This window comes from Methyloversatilis thermotolerans (genome assembly GCF_000372885.1).
In the GTDB taxonomy this organism is placed as follows: Bacteria; Pseudomonadota; Gammaproteobacteria; order Burkholderiales; family Rhodocyclaceae; genus Methyloversatilis; species Methyloversatilis thermotolerans.
Genome location: NZ_KB889967.1, coordinates 948,417 through 966,933 on the forward strand (window position 1 = coordinate 948,417; position 18,517 = coordinate 966,933).

The window sequence follows — 18,517 nt, forward strand, 5'->3', positions numbered from 1 at the left end:
CATGCAGCAGGCCTTCTCGGCTTACCGCGAGACGGAAGGGGGCATGGCACGACTGGCGCCATGTGCTCCGACCGCGCGGCAAGACGCGACAACATACCCGGGCCACCCCGGGGCGGAGGAGCGAACCATGATGCAAATGATGAGCCATTCATACCTCTTCGGGGGCAATGCACCCTTCGTCGAGGAGCTTTACGAGTCCTATCTCGTCAATCCGGGTTCGGTGCCCGATTCCTGGCGCAGCTATTTCGAATCCCTTCAGCACATGCCCGGTGCGGCCAGTGACGTGGCTCACGCACCGGTCGTCGCTTCGTTCGCGGAAATGGCCAAGCGCGGCGCAGTCCGCAGCGTGTCCTCGGGCGAGGACCGGCGTCAGGTCGGCGTGCTGCAACTCATCAACGCCTACCGTTTCCTGGGAAATCGCTGGGCGCAACTCGACCCGCTCAAGCGCGCGGAACGCCCGGACATTTCCGAACTGGAACCGTCGCACTACGGCTTCACCGAAGCCGATCTGAACGACAGCTTCAGCACCGGCTCGTTCAAGTTCCCGCCGGAGGACCGCGCCAGCCTGCGCGAAATCCTCGAGGCGGTGCGTCAGGTGTATTGTGGCAGCATAGGCGCCGAATACATGTACATGGCCGACATCCAGCACAAGCGCTGGATACAGGCGAGGCTCGAGCCCTTGCGCGGCAACTTCGGCTACAGCGCGGAAGACCGCAAGCGCTTCCTCGAGCGGGTGACGGCGGCGGAAACGCTGGAGCGCTATCTGCATACCCGCTACGTAGGCCAGAAGCGCTTCTCGCTCGAGGGGGGCGAATCGACCATCGTCGCGATGGACGAACTGGTGCGCGTGGCGGCCGGCCTGGGCACGCAGGAAATCGTGATCGGCATGGCTCACCGCGGTCGCCTCAATGTGCTGGTGAACACGCTCGGCAAGCAGCCGTCCATGCTGTTCTCGGAATTCGAGGGCAAGGCGGCATCCGATCTGTCGTCGGGCGACGTGAAATACCACATGGGTTTCTCGTCCGATGTCAGTACCGCCGCCGGCCCGGTGCATCTGACCCTGGCGTTCAATCCGTCACACCTCGAAATCGTCAACCCGGTGGTCGAAGGTTCGGTCTATGCGCGCCAGCGTCGTCGCGGCGACAAGACCGGCACCCAGGTCGTGCCGGTACTCATTCACGGTGATGCCGCGGTGGCCGGGCAGGGCGTGAACCAGGAAATGCTGAATTTCTCGCAGACCCGCGGCTACGGGGTCGGCGGCACGGTACACATCATCATCAACAACCAGATCGGCTTCACCACGTCCGATCCGCGTGATTACCGCTCTTCGCTGTACTGCACCGACATTTTCAAGATGGTCGAGGCACCGATCTTCCACGTCAATGGCGACGATCCGGAGGCGGTGGCCTTCGTGACCCGGCTGGCCATGGAATTCCGCGCCGAATTCAAGAAGGACGTGGTGATCGACATCATCTGCTACCGCAAGCTCGGCCACAACGAACAGGACGAGCCCATGGTGACGCAGCCGCTGATGTACAAGAAGATTTCGGCGCACCCCGGTACGCGCAAGCTGTATGCCGACCGTCTGATTTCCCAGGGCGTGATCGATGAATCCGCGCCCGAGCGCATGATCAGCGACTATCGTGCGGCGCTTGACGAAGGCCGGCTCGCGCAGGACCCGGTACTCACCAACCACCAGCGTCGTTTCGCGGTGGACTGGACGCCCTTCCTGAAGCAGGCCTACACCGACGATTGCGACACCCGCGTGCCGCGCGAGGAATTGACGCGCCTGGGCGAACGCCTGACCACGGTGCCGGAAGAGTTCTCGCTGCATTCGCGCGTGCAGAAAATCATCGACGACCGGCGAGCGATGGCCAACGGCACCTTGCCGGTGGACTGGGGCATGGCGGAGAACCTCGCCTATGCAACCTTGCTGGTCGAAGGGTACGGGGTGCGCGTGTCGGGGGAGGACTGCGGCCGGGGCACCTTCTTCCACCGCCACGCGGTGCTGCACGACCAGAGGCGCGAGAAGTGGGACAGCGGCAATTACATGCCGCTGCAGCATCTGCAGGAGAACCAGGCGCCCTGCGTGGTGATCGACTCGGTGCTGTCGGAAGAGGCGGTACTGGCGTTCGAATACGGCTACGCCACGACCGAGCCGAACGAGCTGGTGGTGTGGGAGGCGCAGTTCGGCGATTTCGCCAATGGCGCCCAGGTGGTGTTCGACCAGTTCATCAGTTCCGGCGAAACCAAGTGGGGGCGTCTGTGCGGCCTGGCCATGATGCTGCCCCACGGCTACGAGGGGCAGGGGCCGGAACACTCGTCGGCCCGCATCGAGCGCTACATGCAGTTGTCCGCCGAGAACAACTGGCAGGTGACCATACCGTCCACGCCGGCTCAGATCTTCCACCTGTTGCGCAGGCAGATGATCCGCCGTGTGCGCAAGCCGCTCGTCATCATCACGCCCAAGTCGCTGCTGCGGCACAAGGACGCCATCTCATCGCTGGACGAGCTGTCCAGCGGGCGTTTCCAGCCGGTGATTCCCGAGGTCGATGCGCTGGATGACCAGAAGGTCGAGCGGGTCGTCATGTGCAGCGGCAAGATCTATTACGAATTGCTGGCTCACCGGCGCGCGCAGGGCATAGACAACGTGGCCATCGTGCGCCTGGAGCAACCCTATCCCTTCCCGAAGGCCGAGGTGAGCGCCCAGGTGGCGCGTTACCCGCGTGTGAAGAACGTGGTGTGGTGTCAGGAGGAGCCGCGCAACCAGGGCATGTGGTACTGGCTGGTGTCGCGCCAGCATCTGGGCAAGGCAGTGGGGGAACTGAAGCTGGATCTGGTGAGCCGGCCGGCTTCGGCGTCGCCGGCCGTCGGCTACAGCGCCAAGCATCTGGCGCAACAGAAGTCCGTGATCGAACAGGCGTTCGAAGGTGTGGGGCGCTGAGGCGCCCGGCAAGGGAGAAAGAATCAAATGCTCATCGAAGTAAAGGTTCCCCAACTGTCCGAATCGGTGGCTGAAGCCACGCTGGTCCGCTGGCACAAGAAGGTGGGCGAAGCAGTCGCCCGCGACGAAAACCTGATCGACATCGAAACCGACAAGGTGGTGCTGGAAACGCCGGCGCCCGACGCCGGTGTGCTGGTGGCCATCGTGAAGCAGGACGGCGCATCGGTCACCAGCGGCGAACTGATCGCACAGATCGATACCGATGCCAAGGCAGCCGCGGCACCCGCCGCGGTCGCTGCGGCCACGCCTGCCACGCCACCGGCGGCCGTCGCGGCCGGTTCGGCGGGGGCGACAGCCGCAAGTCCGGCGGCGCGCAAGATCATGGAAGAGCGCGGCCTGAACAGTGCCGATGTACAGGGCAGTGGCCGCGGCGGTCGCATCACCAAGCCGGACGCACTGGCCGCGCAAGCGGCCGTGCCATCCGCTGCGGTCACGCGGCCTGCGTCCGCCGCCGCGGCGCCGACGCTGCCGCAGCCACCCGCACCGGTGAAGATCGAGGAGTTGCTGGCCGACCGCCCGCAGCAGCGGGTTCCGATGTCGCGCCTGCGTGCACGGGTGGCCGAGCGCCTGCTGCAGTCGCAGGCGCAGAACGCCATCCTGACCACGTTCAATGAAGTGAACATGGCCCCGGTCATGGAGCTGCGCAAGAAGTACGCGGAAAAGTTCGAGAAGACGCATGGCGTCAAGCTGGGCTTCATGTCCTTCTTCGTGAAGGCCGCGCTGCAGGCTCTGCGCAAGTTTCCGGTGCTCAATGCTTCGGTCGATGGCAACGACATCGTCTACCACGGCTTCTTCGACATCGGTATCGCGGTCGGCAGTCCGCGCGGACTGGTCGTTCCCATCCTGCGCGATGCCGACCAGATGAGCTTCGCCGACATCGAACTGAAGATCGCGGAATTCGGCCAGAAGGCGAAGGACGGCAAGCTGTCGATCGAGGAGCTGACGGGTGGCACATTCTCGATCTCCAACGGTGGCGTATTCGGCTCCATGCTGTCGACGCCCATCATCAATCCGCCGCAATCCGCCATTCTGGGCATCCATGCGACCAAGGACCGGCCGGTTGCCGAGAACGGCCAGGTGGTGATACGCCCGATCAACTATCTGGCGATGTCCTATGACCACCGCATCATCGATGGGCGCGAGGCGGTGCTGGGCCTGGTGACGATGAAGGAGGCGCTGGAAGATCCTGCACGCCTGCTGTTCGACGTGTGATCGGATTCAGGTCGAACGACGCAGGATGCGGGGGAGATCCGCCCTCGCATCCTGGTGCTTGAATCTTGAAGCTGTTTTTTGCGGAGCCAATTCAGATGTCACAGGAATTCGATGTCGTCGTGATCGGTGCCGGTCCCGGCGGCTATGTCGCAGCCATCCGTGCAGCCCAGCTCGGCAAGAGCGTGGCCTGCATCGAGTACAACGCCTATGCCGACCCCAAGGGCGAGGTGCGCCTCGGCGGCACCTGCCTCAATGTGGGCTGCATCCCGTCCAAGGCGCTGCTGCAATCGTCCGAACTGTTCGATCAGGCGCAGCACAGCTTCGTCATGCACGGCATTTCGGTGGACGCGCCGCGCATGGACGTGGGCGTCATGATGAAGCGCAAGAACAATATCGTTGCCCAGCTCACCACCGGCATACGCGGCCTGTTCAAGAAGAACAAGGTGACCTTGCTGTCCGGCCTGGGCAGTTTCGCCGGCCGTGAGAACGAACGCTGGAAGATCGCGATCGCGCGCAATGGCGAAACGGAACATGTGCTGGCCGAACACGTGATCGTCGCGACCGGATCGCGCGCCCGGCATCTGCCGGACATGCCGGTCGACAACAGCGTCATCTGCGACAACGAGGGTGCATTGTCCTTCGACGCGGTGCCGAAAAGACTGGGTGTGATCGGTGCCGGCGTGATCGGTCTCGAGCTGGGCAGTGTCTGGAAGCGGCTCGGTGCCGAGGTGACGATACTGGAGGCGGCGCCGGAGTTCCTTGCCGCAGCCGACCCCGCCGTCACCAAGGAGGCGTGGAAGACCTTTACCGCCAAGCAGAAGCTGGATATCCGGCTGGGCGCGAAGATAGGCAAGGTCGAACGGGTCGGTGACGGTGTGCGCATCGAGTACGAGCTCAAGGACGAGCCGCAGGTGCTGGAATGCGACCGCCTCATCGTGTCGGTCGGGCGCGTGCCGAACACCGAGGGCCTGAATGCGGAACATGTGGGGTTGAAGATAGGCGAGCGCGGTTTCATCGAGGTCGACGCGCAGGGGCGGACCAATCTGCCCAAGGTGTGGGCGGTGGGCGACGTGGTACCCGGACCCATGCTGGCACACAAGGGCATGGAAGAGGGCGTCATGGTGGCCGAATGCATCGCCGGTCAGCACGGTCACGTCAATCACGATACGGTTCCCTGGGTCATCTACACGCATCCGGAAATCGCCTGGGTGGGGCGCACCGAAAGCCAGCTCAAGGCCGATGGCGTCGCGTACAAGACCGGCCAGATTCCATTCGCCGCCAACGGACGCGCGCTGGGCCAGGGCGATACCACCGGTTTCGTGCGCATGTATGCCTGCGCAAGCACCGACCGCATACTGGGCGTGCACGTGATCGGCAACAACGCGTCGGAACTGATTGCCGAGGCGGTGGTGGCGATGGAATTCGGCGCCTGCTCGGAAGACATCGCACGCATCTGCCATGCGCATCCGACCTTGTCGGAAGTGATGCATGAAGCGGCGCTGGCCTGCGACAAACGCCCGCTGCACTTCTGAGGAACCAGGATCATGGGCGCCGCCTCGCACGAAATCCTGAAAGTCCCGGCACGGGGCATGCTGGACACCTTCGAGGCGCAGCTCACGGCGCGCGGCTATACCGCCGATGTGTCGCAGCGCGCGGCGGCCGAACGGCTGCAGAAGCTGTATACGGAGTTGCTGGGTTTCAAGGCGGCGCGCCGCACGCAGTTGCGCAAGCTGCTGTCGCGCGTGCAGCCGCCGCGCGGGGTGTGGTTCTGGGGCGGTGTCGGGCGCGGCAAGAGCTTCCTGATGGATTGCTTCTATGAATCGGTACCCTATCGCCGCAAGAAGCGGGTGCATTTCCATGCCTTCATGCAGCAGATCCACGAGGCGTTGAAACAGCACAAGAACGAGGCGGATCCGCTCGCCCGTGTCGCCGACGATATCGCGCGGTCCACCCGGTTGCTGTGCTTCGACGAGTTCCACGTGTCGGACATCGCCGATGCGATGATACTCGGGCGCCTGGTCGATGCCCTGTTCGAGCGCGGTGTGGTGTTCGTCGCCACGTCCAACTACCCGCCCGACGGCCTGTATCCGAACGGGTTGCAGCGGCAGAACTTCCTGCCCACCATCGAATTGCTGAAGAAGCGGCTCGAGGTGTTCGAACTCGATGCCGGCATCGATTACCGTCTGCGCTCGCTCGAGCGCATGGACATCTACATGGTGCCGGGCGGTGCCCAGGCCGACCGCAAGCTGGCCGAGGATTTCCGGCAGATCTGCGGCGAGCCGTGTCCGCCTGGACCGCTGGTCATTCTCGGCCGCACGCTGCACACGCGTGACCGTTCGCTGGGTGCCGCCTGGTTCGATTTCGACGAAATCTGTGGCGGTCCGCGTTCTCAGAACGACTATCTCGAGCTTGCCCGCCGCTACCACTCGGTACTCGTTTCCAATGTGCCGAGAATGGGGCGTGATCGCGCCAACGAGGCGCGTCGTTTCACCTGGCTGGTCGATGTGCTGTACGACTTCAGGGTGAAGCTCATCCTGTCGGCGGAAGTCGAGGCCGAGGCGCTGTACACCGAAGGGCCACATGCGAATGAGTTCACGCGTACGGTGAGCCGTCTGATCGAAATGCGCACGCGCGACTATCTCGCCAGCGCCCACCGCGTCGACTTTGCCGGGGCGCCGTCGGTCGCCGCCTGACATCGTGGCCATGTTGACCGGGCATGACTTTTCGCCGGCAAGCGCGAACTGCGTCGTCGCCTGAAACCGGGCGAGGACTAAACTGGACGCTGTCCGCATCCATTCCTGTCCTGCCATGCGTCGCATCGTTTCGCTGTTCCGTGTCCCGTCCTTTGCCATCCTCCTTCTCGGCTGCCTGCTGGTGGCGCCTTTGCAGGCCCAGGTGAAGCTGGACATCATTCCGCTCAAGCACCGCACCCCCGATCAGATACTGCCGGCGCTGGGACCGCTGGTAGGCAAGGACGCTGCGTTGTCGGGCGCCAACAACCAGATATTCATCCGCGCGGATGCCTCCACCCGTGCTGCCGTGAAGCAGGCGATCGCGGCGCTGGATACACCGCTGCGCAGCCTGATGATTTCGGTGCGTCACGACAACGACGACAGTCTGGGACGCGAGGGCGCCGCGGTGTCCGGGCAGGTGCGCAGCGAGGGTGACAGCCGGGTGCAGACCCGCGTGTGGTCCACGCGCGGCGATGCCCAGGACAGGCTGTCGCAGCGGGTTCAGGTGGTCGAGGGCGGCACGGCCTTCATCCAGGTCGGTACTTCGACGCCCATCCCGTTTGCCCAGGTGCTGGTTGGACCGGGCGGCGCCGCCATCACCCAGGGCACCCAGTATCGCGACGTATCCAGCGGTTTCTATGCGATCCCGCATGTGAATGGTGACCAGGTGACGCTGGACATCACGCCGCAGAAGGAGTCGATGTCCGACACCCAGTATGGCGAGGTCAGGACGGCACGCCTGGTGAGCACCTTGCGCGGCCGGCTCGGTCAATGGATGGAACTGGGCGGTTCGGGTTACGACGAACAGGTGACCCAGCGCGGCGTCACCCGCTATTCGACGCGTGATGCGCAGTCGCAGCGGCGCGTGTGGGTGAAGGTCGATGTCGTTCCCTGACCGGCGCGCACGGGGTGCTGCGGCAACCTTCATGAATTTCCCTAGCCACGCTTCAAGTGCATGGCGACGCGGTCATTGCCCGGCAACCGGATACTGATTCTGCGTTCAGTGACATAGCGACGGACGCATCCTTCAATATGACTGTCAGGAGAGAACCATGAACTGGGAAACCCCGAAGGCCACCGATCTGCGTTTCGGCTTCGAAATCACGATGTACGTCGCCAACCGCTAAGGTGGCGAATGGCCCGGCGGTTACTTTCCGCCGGGCGCTGCATGGATACGAGGCGGCGCCAGCGGCGACGCCTGGAGCACACCGGGGCCCGCTTGCGCTCCGGCATGAGAATTCGGCCAGCAAGGCCGGCGGAGGAGACACATGCGACTGCATGTCCTGGGTTCCGGTGCAGGGGGCGGCTTTCCGCAGTGGAACTGCAACTGCCCCAACTGTGACGGTTTGCGTCGCGGCACCATCAAGGCGCGCGCACGGACGCAATCGTCGATCACGGTCAGTGGCGACAACGAGAACTGGGTGTTGTTCAACGCCTCACCCGACATCCTGACCCAGTTCCAGCAATTTCCGGAGCTGCAGCCGGCGCGCGCGCTGCGCGACACGGCGGTGCAGGCCATCGTGCTGATCGACGGGCAGATCGACCACACGACCGGCCTGTACATGCTGCGCGAACACCGGCAGCCGCATCAGATCTGGTGCACGCCGCCGGTGCGCCAGGATCTCACCGAAGGCAATCCGCTGTTCAAGCTGCTTGGCCACTACAGCGGTGTCGCGTGGAACGAACTGCCCATCGACGAAAGCGAGTTCCGCATCGCCGGCGCTCCCGGACTGAAGTTCCGCTCGCATGCGCTGCGCAGCAATGCGCCGCCCTATTCGCCGCGACGCGACCGTCCGGTACCGGGCGACAACGTGGGCGTCACGATCGAGGACGAACGCAGTGGCCGCAACGTGTATTACGCCCCGGGTCTGGTGGATATCGAACCCCACGTCTGGAAGGCGATGAACGAGGCCGACGTGGTGCTGGTCGATGGCACCTGCTGGAGCGACGACGAAATGATCGCGCTCGGCGCGTCGAAGAAGCGCTCGCGCGACATGGGCCATCTGGCCCAGAGCGGCCCGGGCGGCATGATCGAGTGGCTGGACAAGCTGCCGGCAAGCACCCGCAAGATACTCATCCACATCAACAACACCAACCCGATCCTGAACGAGGACAGTCCGCAGCGTCGCGAACTGGACGCGCATGGCATCGAGGTTGCGTACGACGGAATGGACATCACGCTATGAGCACGCAACAGCCCTGGAATCACGAAGAGTTCGAAGCCAGACTGCGCGACAAGGGCGCCGCCTATCACATCTTCCATCCATTCAACGTGATGCTCAATTCCGGCAAGGCGACGCCGGAGCAGATACGTGGCTGGGTGGCCAACCGCTTCTATTACCAGATCGCGATTCCGGTGAAGGACGCGGCCATCCTGTCGAACACGCCGGACCGAGAGATCCGGCGCCAGTGGATACAGCGCATACTCGACCACGACGGTTACGAAATCACCGGCCCCGATGGCAACGTGGTGCGAGACGAGGGCGGCATCGAGGCATGGATCAAGCTCGGCATCGCCACCGGCCTGACGCGCGAGGAAATCGTCGATCTGCGCCATGTGGTACCGGGTGTGCGCTTCGCGGTCGATGCCTACATCAATTTCGCGCGCCAGCGCCCCTGGCAGGAAGCCGTGTGTTCGTCGCTGACCGAACTGTTCGCGCCCAAGATCCACAAGGAGCGCCTCGCCAACTGGCCGGAGCACTACCCGTGGATCGAATCGGAAGGGCTGCAGTACTTCCGCAACCGCGTGTCACAGGCGCGCCGCGACGTGGAGCAAGGTCTGGCGGTGACGCTGAACTATTTCGATACGCGCGAAATGCAGGAACGCGCGCTCAACATCCTGCAGTTCAAGCTGGACGTGCTGTGGGCCATGAACGATGCCATGGCCAACGCCTATGGCGTGAACAAGTGAGCGCCACGATGACCGTCACGACCGCGTCGGTTCCGAAGATCGGCCGTCACTTCCGCATCCAGTGGGAAGAGGCTCAGCAGGCCTATGTGCTGCTGTATCCGGAGGGCATGGTGAAGCTGAACCAGAGCGCCGGAGAGATATTGAAGCGGTGTTCGGGTGAAACCAGCGTTGCCGGCATCGTCGACGATCTCGAAAAGACCTTCAACGCACAGGGCCTGCAGCAGGACGTGATCAATTTCGTCGAGCTGGCACGCCAGCAGAAATGGGTGGATGTGACATGACTGATCTCGCCGAAGCCAGACTTGCCGAGCAATCGGCACAGATCGGCCCGCCGCTGTGGCTGCTGGCCGAGGTGACCTATCGCTGTCCGCTGCATTGCGTCTATTGTTTCAACCCGGTCGATTTCGCGAAACACGAGAACGAACTCACCACCGACGAGTGGTTCAAGGTGCTGCGCGAGGCACGCGAGCTCGGTTCGGTGCAGTGCGGCTTTTCCGGTGGCGAACCGATGCTGCGCGATGATCTCGAACTGATCGTCGCCGAAGCTCACCGGCTGGGGTATTACACCAATCTGCTCACCTCGGGCATCGGTCTGAACGAAAAGCGCATCGACGCGCTGAAGGAAGCGGGGCTGGACCACATACAGCTTTCCTTCCAGGATTCGACGCGTGAAATGAACGACTTCCTGTCGTCCACCCGCACCTTCGACCTGAAGCGCCGTGTCGCCGACCTGATCAAGTCGCGCGGCTATCCGATGGTGATGAACTGCACCATACATCGGCACAACATCGATCATATCGAATCGATACTCCAGCTCGCGTCCGACATCGACGCCGAATACGTCGAACTCGCGAACACGCAGTACTACGGCTGGGCCCAGGTGAACCGCGACCAGTTGCTGCCGTCGCGCGAACAGCTCGAGCGCGCCGAACGCATCACCAACGAGTGGCGGGAAAAGCACGGCAACAGGATGAAGCTGTTCTTTGTCGTGCCGGACTATTACGAAAACCGTCCCAAGAAGTGCATGAATGGCTGGGGCAATATTTTCCTGACCATCACGCCGGACGGCAAGGCGCTGCCCTGTCACACGGCGCGCATGCTGCCGGGACTCGAGTTTCCCGACGTGCGCACGAGCGGCATCCGCGAAATCTGGTACGAATCGGAAGGCTTCAACCGCTACCGCGGGACGGGCTGGATGAAGGAACCCTGTTCCAGTTGCCCGGAGAAGGAAAAGGACTACGGCGGCTGCCGTTGTCAGGCCTATATGGTGGCGAACGACCCGGATGCCGCCGATCCGGTGTGCGACAAGTCACCCTTCCACGGGCGCATCGTCGAAGCGGTCGAGCGGGCGCAGATCGCCGGCAACCCCATGCAGGTCAAGCCGCTCATCTACCGCGGCCCGAAGGAATCGCTGCAACTCGACCGTCCGTTCTGATCCGGCAGGCGCCGAGGTGGCGCCTGGGTCATTCGCTACTCATACGGTGAGGCCGGAAGCGGAACACCGCCGGCGCATCGGGATCGACCACCACCTCGGTCCATCCCAGCCATGGTGAGCCGTGGGTTTCCAGCCGGATCACATTGTCGAGCCGACGACCTGAATCCGGGTCGTGCAGCGGTTTGTCCACGCGCCAGGTGTGGGTGTCGCCGTGGATGACGAGCAGCGGCCGTTGGTCGGCCGACGCAAAGCGGGCAAGCCGGTCGAGCAGTGCGCGGTAGCGTTGCGAACCGCGGCCCGCCGCGTGGGCCGCGAAATCCGGATGCGCATGAAAGGCGACAACCAGCGCGCGTACATCACGCAGCATCTCGGGTTGCAGCGCCTCATCCAGCCAGTTCAAGGCATCCCGGGCCTGGCCACGTCCGGCCGCGGTGTCGGGCAAGGGGCTGCCCGGCACGTTCAGCGTCACGAACAGCACGCTGCCTATCCGCCAGCGCGCCTGCTCCGGGCTGGCCGCTGAGCGGTGCAGGCCGGGCAGGGCGGGCGCCTGCGCGAACAGTACGCTGCGCAGCGCTGCCAGCCGCTCGAACGGATCATGACCGCCGGCCTGCACTCGAGCGCAATCCAGCCAGTCGTTGTCCCCGGCCATCAGCACCAGAGGATGCCGAGAGCGTTCGAACAGGGCACGGCGATCCAGCAACAGCGCATCGTCACAGGGCGCCGAGCCGCTCTTGATGTCCCCCACATGAAGCGAGAACGCCAGCGCCCGCCTCGCCTGTGCCTGCAGGATGTCCTCCGCCAGCGCCCGTTCGAAGCGACTGTAGGGCATGTCGCCCCAGGCCGCAAAAGAGACGCCTTCGTCTGCATGTGCGACGCAAACCGGCCCGGACAGCAGCAAGACCCGCACGATCCGCAACAGACTTGGCTTCATGTGGGGCGTTCCCGTTTTCCAAGCGGCCATCAAGGGTTGTCGATTGTGGACGTAAACAGCACACAAGCAATCTGTCAGGCACGTCCTCGCACCGACGTCCCCACCGCCCGATGTCCAGCTATTTCATCAGCAGCGCCGATGACGCCCTGACCCGCCTGCCCATGATCCACGAGCCCGGGCTCGTGGCGCTCTCCCTGCTGGTCGCCGTCCTGTCGGCCATGGGGGCGCTCCATGCGGTCACGCTCGTTTCGGGTGCGCGCAGTCCGCGCCGTGCCGCGTTCATGAAGCTCGCCAGCGTGACGGCCCTGGCAGGGGGCGTGTGGGTCATGCACTTCATCGGCATGCTGGCGCTCGACATCTGTGTATCGGTGCGTTACGACCCGTTGCTCACCGCGCTGTCCATCGTGCCCGGCTTCATCGCGTCGGCCGCCGCCCTGCAACTGATGACGCGGCGCGCGCTTACGCCGGGCGCCCTGCTTTGTGGCGGCATGCTGACCGGAACGGGCATAGCCGCCATGCACTATCTGGGCATGGAAGCGATGCAGATGTCGGCCCGGTTGCGCTTCGATCCGTGGGTGTTCGCGCTGTCCATCCTGATCGCCGTTTCACTCGCGACGGCCGCCCTCTGGGCGACTTTCTTCGTTCCACTCAGGCATCGCCCGACCCGGCTGCTGGTGAGCGGAAGCATCATGGGGCTGGCCATGGCGGGTACCCACTACGCCGGCATGGCGGCCGCACGCTTTACCGGCACGCCTGAAACCGCACCCGTGACGGACGTCCTCACACCGGTCTTGCTGCTCAGCGGTGGCTTCATCGGTCTGTCGGTATTCGTGCTGGGAGTTCTCGCGCTGCTGCGCTACCGCGAGCGGGTGGACGACCTGAACGAGCGCAGCACAGTTGCGTTCGCTCATTGCCAACATGCCGGGCGTAGCTTACCGCTGCCTGATGGACGAGCACTGGACCATGCTGTTCATGAGCGACGCGGCCGAGACGGTGACCGGCTATTCCGCGCTGGATTTCCTCGGACCGTCGCCACGACGGACATTCGCCGGCATCACGCACCCGGACGATGTGGCGCACAACTGGCAACGCGTCGAGGCCTCGATCCGCGCGCACGCGCCCTTCGTCGTCGAGTACCGGATACGTCATGCCGATGGCGGGTGGCGATGGATGTGGGAACACGGATCGGCGGTCCGCGGCGACGACGGTGAGGTGAAGTGGATAGACGGCGTCATCCTGGACATCACCGAACGGCACACGATGGAAATCGAGCTGCGGGCGGCGAAGGAGCGCGCCGAACACGCCGCCGCGGCGCGTTCGGCCTTCCTTGCCAACATGAGTCACGAGATACGCACGCCGATGAATGCCATCATCGGCTTCAGTGAAGTGCTGCTGGGCGACACCTTGCCCGCATCGCAGCGACGTTCGATCGAAGTGATTTCGCAGTCGGCGCGTTCACTTCTGCGGCTGCTCAATGACATCCTGGACAGCGCGAAACTCGAACGCGGCGCGGTCGACATCGAGGACCTGGACTTCGACATCACCGAACTGATGAACCAGCTCGTCATGACCTTGAGCGTACAGGCGCAGGACAAGGGCCTGGTTCTCGACGTCGATATCGATCCCCAGCTTGCACGCTTCTATCGCGGCGATTCGCTGCGCATCCGTCAGGTACTGACCAATCTGCTGGGCAACGCGATCAAGTTCACCGCGAATGGACGCGTCGTGCTGCGGGTCGAGCGCTGCGCGGAAGGTGTCTGTTTCCAGGTCAGGGATACCGGAATCGGCATCGCGCCGGACCGGATAGATGCCATCTTCAATCCATTCACCCAGGCCGACCCGTCCATGAGTCGCCGCTTCGGCGGCACCGGGCTCGGTACATCGATCAGCAAGCAACTGGTGGAATTGATGGGTGGACGGATCGCGGTCGACAGCACGCCGGGCGTCGGCAGCACCTTCCACTTCACCTTGCCGCTGCGTCCGGGCCGGGCGCCCCGGGCGTCGGGTCCGGAGAATGTCCGTCTGCCCTGCCTGAAGGTGCTCGCCATCGACGATGTGGCGCAGAACGTGGAACTGCTGGTTTCATTGCTCGAGCGGGACGGGCATCGGGTGCGCGGCATGACCGACGCGACACGCGTGCTTGAGCTGCTCGACAGCGAAGCCTTCGACATCGTATTGATGGATCTGCATATGCCGTGCATCAGCGGACTGGCGTTGACGCGGCAACTGCGCGCCGCCGAGCAGGCTTCAGGACGTTGCCCGGTGCCAGTGATCGCGTTGACCGCGAGCGTTCTGGACGAGGACAGACGGGCCGCCGGTGCAGCAGGCATGAACGGCTTTACCGGCAAGCCGGTGGACATCGACAGCCTCAGGGCCGAAATGGCGCGTGTGCTCGGGCTCGTGAGCACGCAGGTGCGAGTGACCGGGACCAGCGAGGCATGTGCGGTGATCGACCTTGCCCGCGCGCGCGCGCTGTGGCAGACCGATGAAAGGATAGCGCGCGCGTTGCGCCGGCTGCTGGAAGATGCGTGTGACCTGCCCGCGGAACTGTCCGGCCTGGCTGCCGACGGGAAACCGGATGCGCTGCGTCAGCGCGCGCACTGCGTACGCGGAAGCGCCGCGAACATCGGCGCCAGCGATCTCGCGCACGTGCTCGGCAGACTGGAGACGGCTGCAGCCACACAGCCGCCGGGCGAACTGGCAGAACTGCTCGCTGCCGTACAGCCGGCACTTTGCCGGTTGGCGGATACGCTGGAGCGATCGTTCGCGCATGTCGGGCCGGATCGGCATCGGGTGCGACGCATGACCGATCCGGCGGCGGCGCTGCGTCATGCGTCCGCGTTGCGCAGCGCATTGCTGCACGGAGAGCTGCACGATGACGCGCTCACGCTGCTGCTCGGCACCCTGGCCGGCGATGCCGCGACCGGCCGCTTCGTCGAGGCCCTGTCGGAAGCGCTGGATGGCTTCGAGTTCGAGCGCGCCGTGCGCACCCTCGATGAACTGGTGGCACACTGCGGCGTCGGTATTCCGGACGACATGAAGGAGGAACAGGACGCATGAGCGACGCGCCAAGCCCTGCCCAGCCTTACGGTCTGCCGCATGTCGATGCGCGTCGGACGGTGCTGTGCGTCGATGACGAGCCCGCCAACCTGCAGGTGCTGCGGCACATCCTGCAGGCGGATTACCGTCTGCTGTTCGCGCGCGATGGCATGCGCGCACTTGAACTCACGCCGCTGGAACGACCCGATCTCATCCTGCTGGATGTGATGATGCCGGACATGACCGGCCACGAGGTGTGCCGGCGCCTGAAGGCGGATCCGGCGCTGGCGCGCACCCCGGTCATTTTCGTGACCGCTCTCGGCGATCCGGAGGACGAGGCAAAAGGTTTCGCGCTCGGGGCGGTGGATTACATCGCCAAGCCGGTCAGCCCGCCCATCGTGCGTGCGCGGGTGCGCACCCACCTCTCCCTGGTCAGCCTGGACACGCTGGTCGATACCCGCCTGCAGATCATCCAGAGGCTGGGGCTGGCGGCCGAATACAAGGACAACGAAACCGGCCTGCACGTGATACGCATGAGCCACTACGCGCATCGTCTCGCATCGGCAGCGGGCTGGAATGCGGATATGGCGCGCGACATCCTGCATGCGGCACCGATGCACGATATCGGCAAGATCGGCATCCCGGACCGCATCCTGCGCAAGCCGGGCAAGTTCGATGATGAGGAATGGGCGATCATGAAGACCCATGTCGACATCGGCGTGCGCATCATTGGCGATCACGACTCGGGCCTGCTCGCGACGGCCCGGCGCATCGTGGCCGGACATCATGAGAAATGGGACGGCAGCGGCTATCCGCAGGGCCTGTCCGGCGAGGACATCCCGGTCGAGGCACGCATGGTCGCGATCGCCGATGTGTTCGACGCGCTGACGACTGAACGACCTTACAAGAAGGCATGGACGGTCGAGGACGCGTGCGCGCTGCTGGTCGAGCAGAAGGGCAGACACTTCGATCCGGTGCTGGTGGATCTATTCCTGACCTGTCTGCCCGAAGTGCTTGCCATCAAGGAACGCTGGGCCGAGAGCTCCACCTCGCAGGAGACCTGAACGCGGTCATTTCCTCGCGTCGTCGATCGCGTCGCGCGCCTTTTCGCGGGCGTCGTCCAGCTTGTCGCCGGCCTCCTCCACCGCTTCGTCAACCGCCTTTCCCGCGCGTTCGGCCGGCCCTTCCTTCTCGCAGGCCATCAGGCCGAGAGCAAGAATACTGGCGAGCGTCAGGGTAGTCAGGCGTGCATTCATGTGTGTTCTCCTTGTTCGATGCGATGCACGCATCCTGACGCGTCTTGCGGATCCCACCTGTCAGCTCCGGCGGATGCGGCGTGTCGGGCAATGACTACGGCGCTGTCACCGCGAGTTCACGGAAAGTTCACGCAAGAATCGGCGCACAAGGCCGATGAGGCGGGCAGGTGATATGGACAACAAACAGCAAACCATGAATGCGCGCTCAAGAAACGACAGCCACGTCGCCCTGCGTGCCCTGCTCGATGGAAGGGCGCTCGGCATGGTGTACCAGCCTATCGTACGGCTCGACGAGGGCAGCGTGATGGCGCATGAAGCGCTGGTGCGCGGACCCGAGGGCGGCACTCTGCATCTGCCATCCCTGCTGTTCGCCACCGCGCGTGAGATCGGGCTGGAAGCGGAACTCGAACTTGCCTGCGTCGAAGCGGCCGTCCGCCATTTCGACGTGGCGGCGCCGGGCGAGCTCTACGTGAATTGCAGCGCCGGCACCTTGCGCAGACTGGCGGCCGAGGGTTGCGTCGAACTGCTCGCCCTGCTGTCGCGGCATGCGCTGTCGCCGTCGCGACTGGTGCTCGAACTGACCGAGCACGAGCGTGTGACAGAGATCGATGCCCTGCGCGGGGCAGTGTCGCGTCTTGCCGCGCTGGGCATAGGCTTTGCCATCGACGATTTCGGGGACGGACGTTCCAGCCTGCGCCTGTGGTCGGAGCTGGCCCCGCCCCGGGTCAAGCTGGACCGTTACTTTGCCCATGACATCCATCTGGATGCGCGCCGTGTCGAGGCCGTGCGTGCCGTTGTCCAGCTCGCACGCGCATTTGGCGCCGAACTGGTGGCGGAGGGCATAGAGCGGCCGGCGGAACTTGCCGTGCTGCGCGATCTGGGTGTGCACTGCGGTCAGGGCTATCTGTTCGGCCGGCCGCAGGGCGCCACCGTGCATCGGGTGCCGGACGAGGTCGTGGCCATTCTGGGTTCGCGCAAGGTTGCGGTGCTGCCGGACACACCGCATCGCGGTGCGGCGGAAACCGTGGCGCGGCTCGCCGTGTCGGCGCCAGCGGTAGAACCGCACACCGCCAATCTGGCGGTGGTGCAGGTGTTTACGGAACATCCGGAACTGCTGGCGCTGCCTGTGCTCGACCAGGGCATACCGGTGGGATTGATCAACCGGCGCGCCTTCATGGATCTGTACACCCAGCCGTATCACAAGGAGGTGTACGGCCGCAGGCCATGCGCGCTGTTCATGAATCCCAACCCGCTGCGCGTCGAGCGCAGCACGCCGCTGGAAGCGATGAGCAGCGTACTGGCGGGCGAGGACCAGCGCTATCTGTACGACGGTTTCGTGGTGACCGAATACGGCCGCTACGTGGGTGTGGCCACCGGCGAGAGCCTGGTGCGCGCAGTGACCGAAATGCGCATCGAAGCGGCGCGCCATGCCAATCCGCTCACCTTCCTGCCGGGCAATATTCCGATCACCGAACATCTGCGCCGGCTCATGGCAAGCGATTCCGACTACGCGGCGTCCTATTTCGACCTGAACAATTTCAAGCCCTTCAACGATCTGTACGGCTATTACCGCGGCGACGAAATGATCAAGCTGGCGGCACGCAGCATCCAGCAGGAAGCTGATCCGCTGCGCGATTTCGTCGGCCACGTCGGTGGCGACGATTTCATCGTGCTGTTCCAGAGCGAGGACTGGCGCGCGCGGTGCGAACGTATCATCGAACGGTTCAACGGCGAGGCACTCGGCCTGTTCAATGCCGAAGAGCTGGCGCGCGGCTTCATGGAGGGCGAGGACCGGAAAGGCAATCGCACGCGCTTCCCGCTCACTACGCTGTGCGCCGGGGTGGTGCTGGGCAGGGGTCAGGGCTTCCGCACCGAAGAAGAGGTTGCGTCGGCCGCCGCCAGTGCGAAGCGTCAGGCCAAGGCGAATGGAGGCGGCCTGCATGTGCAGGCCGCCGACTGCAGTGCCAATGACGAGCGTCGCGAGGAGGTGGCCTGAG

15 protein-coding genes and 1 pseudogene are annotated in these 18,517 nt (G+C 64.3%); 14 read left to right on the plus strand and 2 right to left on the minus strand.

From position 1 onward, the window contains the following. The first annotated feature begins 127 nt into the window (after nt 1-127). The 10 genes from A3Q7_RS0103835 (at nt 128) to pqqE (ending at nt 11,294) form a co-directional block, all read left to right on the plus strand. Complete coding sequence (locus tag A3Q7_RS0103835; protein WP_026224460.1) at nt 128-2,944, plus strand: 2-oxoglutarate dehydrogenase E1 component; 2,817 nt, start codon at nt 128-130, stop codon at nt 2,942-2,944. Nucleotides 2,945-2,971: 27 nt separating this feature from the next. Next, nucleotides 2,972-4,216: a 2-oxoglutarate dehydrogenase complex dihydrolipoyllysine-residue succinyltransferase gene (odhB, locus tag A3Q7_RS0103840; RefSeq protein WP_018410534.1), complete on the plus strand. Its 1,245-nt coding sequence runs from the start codon at nt 2,972-2,974 to the stop codon at nt 4,214-4,216. 95 nt (nt 4,217-4,311) lie between these two features. Continuing rightward, nucleotides 4,312-5,748, plus strand: coding sequence for a dihydrolipoyl dehydrogenase (gene lpdA, locus A3Q7_RS0103845; RefSeq protein WP_026224461.1), 1,437 nt, complete (start codon nt 4,312-4,314; stop codon nt 5,746-5,748). A 12-nt stretch (nt 5,749-5,760) separates the two neighbouring features. Then, complete coding sequence (zapE, locus tag A3Q7_RS0103850; protein ID WP_018410536.1) at nt 5,761-6,909, plus strand: cell division protein ZapE; 1,149 nt, start codon at nt 5,761-5,763, stop codon at nt 6,907-6,909. Between the two features lie 115 nt (nt 6,910-7,024). After that, nucleotides 7,025-7,843 carry a hypothetical protein gene (locus tag A3Q7_RS0103855; protein WP_018410537.1) on the plus strand — a complete coding sequence of 273 codons (819 nt, stop codon included), beginning with the start codon at nt 7,025-7,027 and terminating at the stop codon, nt 7,841-7,843. Between the two features lie 157 nt (nt 7,844-8,000). Continuing rightward, nucleotides 8,001-8,075: a pyrroloquinoline quinone precursor peptide PqqA gene (pqqA, locus tag A3Q7_RS20420; RefSeq protein WP_008060153.1), complete on the plus strand. Its 75-nt coding sequence runs from the start codon at nt 8,001-8,003 to the stop codon at nt 8,073-8,075. A 141-nt stretch (nt 8,076-8,216) separates the two neighbouring features. Beyond that, nucleotides 8,217-9,134 (plus strand): pyrroloquinoline quinone biosynthesis protein PqqB, encoded by a 918-nt coding sequence (gene pqqB / locus A3Q7_RS0103860; protein WP_018410538.1) that lies wholly within the window; start codon nt 8,217-8,219, stop codon nt 9,132-9,134. Beyond that, the gene (gene pqqC / locus A3Q7_RS0103865; protein WP_018410539.1) at nt 9,131-9,859 is read left to right on the plus strand and encodes a pyrroloquinoline-quinone synthase PqqC; all 729 of its coding nucleotides are present in this window, start codon (nt 9,131-9,133) and stop codon (nt 9,857-9,859) included. Before pqqB ends, pqqC begins: the two co-directional genes overlap by 4 nt. 8 nt (nt 9,860-9,867) lie before the next feature. Then, entirely contained in the window at nt 9,868-10,140 is a 273-nt protein-coding gene (pqqD, locus tag A3Q7_RS0103870) for a pyrroloquinoline quinone biosynthesis peptide chaperone PqqD (RefSeq protein WP_026224463.1), read from the plus strand. Next, the gene (pqqE, locus tag A3Q7_RS0103875) at nt 10,137-11,294 is read left to right on the plus strand and encodes a pyrroloquinoline quinone biosynthesis protein PqqE (protein ID WP_018410541.1); all 1,158 of its coding nucleotides are present in this window, start codon (nt 10,137-10,139) and stop codon (nt 11,292-11,294) included. Before pqqD ends, pqqE begins: the two co-directional genes overlap by 4 nt. Nucleotides 11,295-11,322: 28 nt before the next feature. Here pqqE and A3Q7_RS0103880 read toward each other — a convergent pair whose 3' ends face one another. Then, nucleotides 11,323-12,123, minus strand: coding sequence for a hypothetical protein (locus tag A3Q7_RS0103880; protein WP_232417816.1), 801 nt, complete (start codon nt 12,121-12,123; stop codon nt 11,323-11,325). A gap of 443 nt (nt 12,124-12,566) precedes the next feature. Here A3Q7_RS0103880 and A3Q7_RS21075 point away from each other — a divergent pair. From A3Q7_RS21075 to A3Q7_RS0103890, 3 genes and pseudogenes are all read left to right on the plus strand, one after another. Next, nucleotides 12,567-12,818, plus strand: a pseudogene (locus A3Q7_RS21075) (MHYT domain-containing protein); the annotation flags it as partial. A 352-nt stretch (nt 12,819-13,170) separates the two neighbouring features. Next, the gene (locus tag A3Q7_RS19370; RefSeq protein WP_232417817.1) at nt 13,171-15,285 is read left to right on the plus strand and encodes a PAS domain-containing hybrid sensor histidine kinase/response regulator; all 2,115 of its coding nucleotides are present in this window, start codon (nt 13,171-13,173) and stop codon (nt 15,283-15,285) included. Then, entirely contained in the window at nt 15,282-16,328 is a 1,047-nt protein-coding gene (locus A3Q7_RS0103890; protein ID WP_018410543.1) for an HD-GYP domain-containing protein, read from the plus strand. Before A3Q7_RS19370 ends, A3Q7_RS0103890 begins: the two co-directional genes overlap by 4 nt. A gap of 6 nt (nt 16,329-16,334) precedes the next feature. Here A3Q7_RS0103890 and A3Q7_RS0103895 read toward each other — a convergent pair whose 3' ends face one another. After that, nucleotides 16,335-16,520, minus strand: coding sequence for a hypothetical protein (locus A3Q7_RS0103895; RefSeq protein WP_018410544.1), 186 nt, complete (start codon nt 16,518-16,520; stop codon nt 16,335-16,337). Nucleotides 16,521-16,692: 172 nt separating this feature from the next. Here A3Q7_RS0103895 and A3Q7_RS0103900 point away from each other — a divergent pair, with 172 nt between their 5' ends. Next, nucleotides 16,693-18,516, plus strand: coding sequence for an EAL domain-containing protein (locus A3Q7_RS0103900; protein ID WP_018410545.1), 1,824 nt, complete (start codon nt 16,693-16,695; stop codon nt 18,514-18,516). Nucleotide 18,517 lies beyond the last annotated feature (1 nt).

What these genes read in the sequence shown, in the direction of transcription:
- lpdA (WP_026224461.1), top strand. Translation starts at nt 4,312, where the DNA reads ATGTCACAGGAATTCGATGTCGTCGTGATCGGTGCCGGTCCCGGCGGC.
- pqqE (WP_018410541.1), top strand. Translation starts at nt 10,137, where the DNA reads ATGACTGATCTCGCCGAAGCCAGACTTGCCGAGCAATCGGCACAGATC.
- pqqB (WP_018410538.1), top strand. Translation starts at nt 8,217, where the DNA reads ATGCGACTGCATGTCCTGGGTTCCGGTGCAGGGGGCGGCTTTCCGCAG.
- A3Q7_RS0103890 (WP_018410543.1), top strand. Translation starts at nt 15,282, where the DNA reads ATGAGCGACGCGCCAAGCCCTGCCCAGCCTTACGGTCTGCCGCATGTC.
- zapE (WP_018410536.1), top strand. Translation starts at nt 5,761, where the DNA reads ATGGGCGCCGCCTCGCACGAAATCCTGAAAGTCCCGGCACGGGGCATG.
- A3Q7_RS0103900 (WP_018410545.1), top strand. Translation starts at nt 16,693, where the DNA reads ATGGACAACAAACAGCAAACCATGAATGCGCGCTCAAGAAACGACAGC.
- A3Q7_RS19370 (WP_232417817.1), top strand. Translation starts at nt 13,171, where the DNA reads ATGGACGAGCACTGGACCATGCTGTTCATGAGCGACGCGGCCGAGACG.
- A3Q7_RS0103895 (WP_018410544.1), bottom strand. Translation starts at nt 16,520, where the DNA reads ATGAATGCACGCCTGACTACCCTGACGCTCGCCAGTATTCTTGCTCTC.
- A3Q7_RS0103855 (WP_018410537.1), top strand. Translation starts at nt 7,025, where the DNA reads ATGCGTCGCATCGTTTCGCTGTTCCGTGTCCCGTCCTTTGCCATCCTC.
- odhB (WP_018410534.1), top strand. Translation starts at nt 2,972, where the DNA reads ATGCTCATCGAAGTAAAGGTTCCCCAACTGTCCGAATCGGTGGCTGAA.
- pqqC (WP_018410539.1), top strand. Translation starts at nt 9,131, where the DNA reads ATGAGCACGCAACAGCCCTGGAATCACGAAGAGTTCGAAGCCAGACTG.
- pqqD (WP_026224463.1), top strand. Translation starts at nt 9,868, where the DNA reads ATGACCGTCACGACCGCGTCGGTTCCGAAGATCGGCCGTCACTTCCGC.
- A3Q7_RS0103835 (WP_026224460.1), top strand. Translation starts at nt 128, where the DNA reads ATGATGCAAATGATGAGCCATTCATACCTCTTCGGGGGCAATGCACCC.
- A3Q7_RS0103880 (WP_232417816.1), bottom strand. Translation starts at nt 12,123, where the DNA reads ATGCCCTACAGTCGCTTCGAACGGGCGCTGGCGGAGGACATCCTGCAG.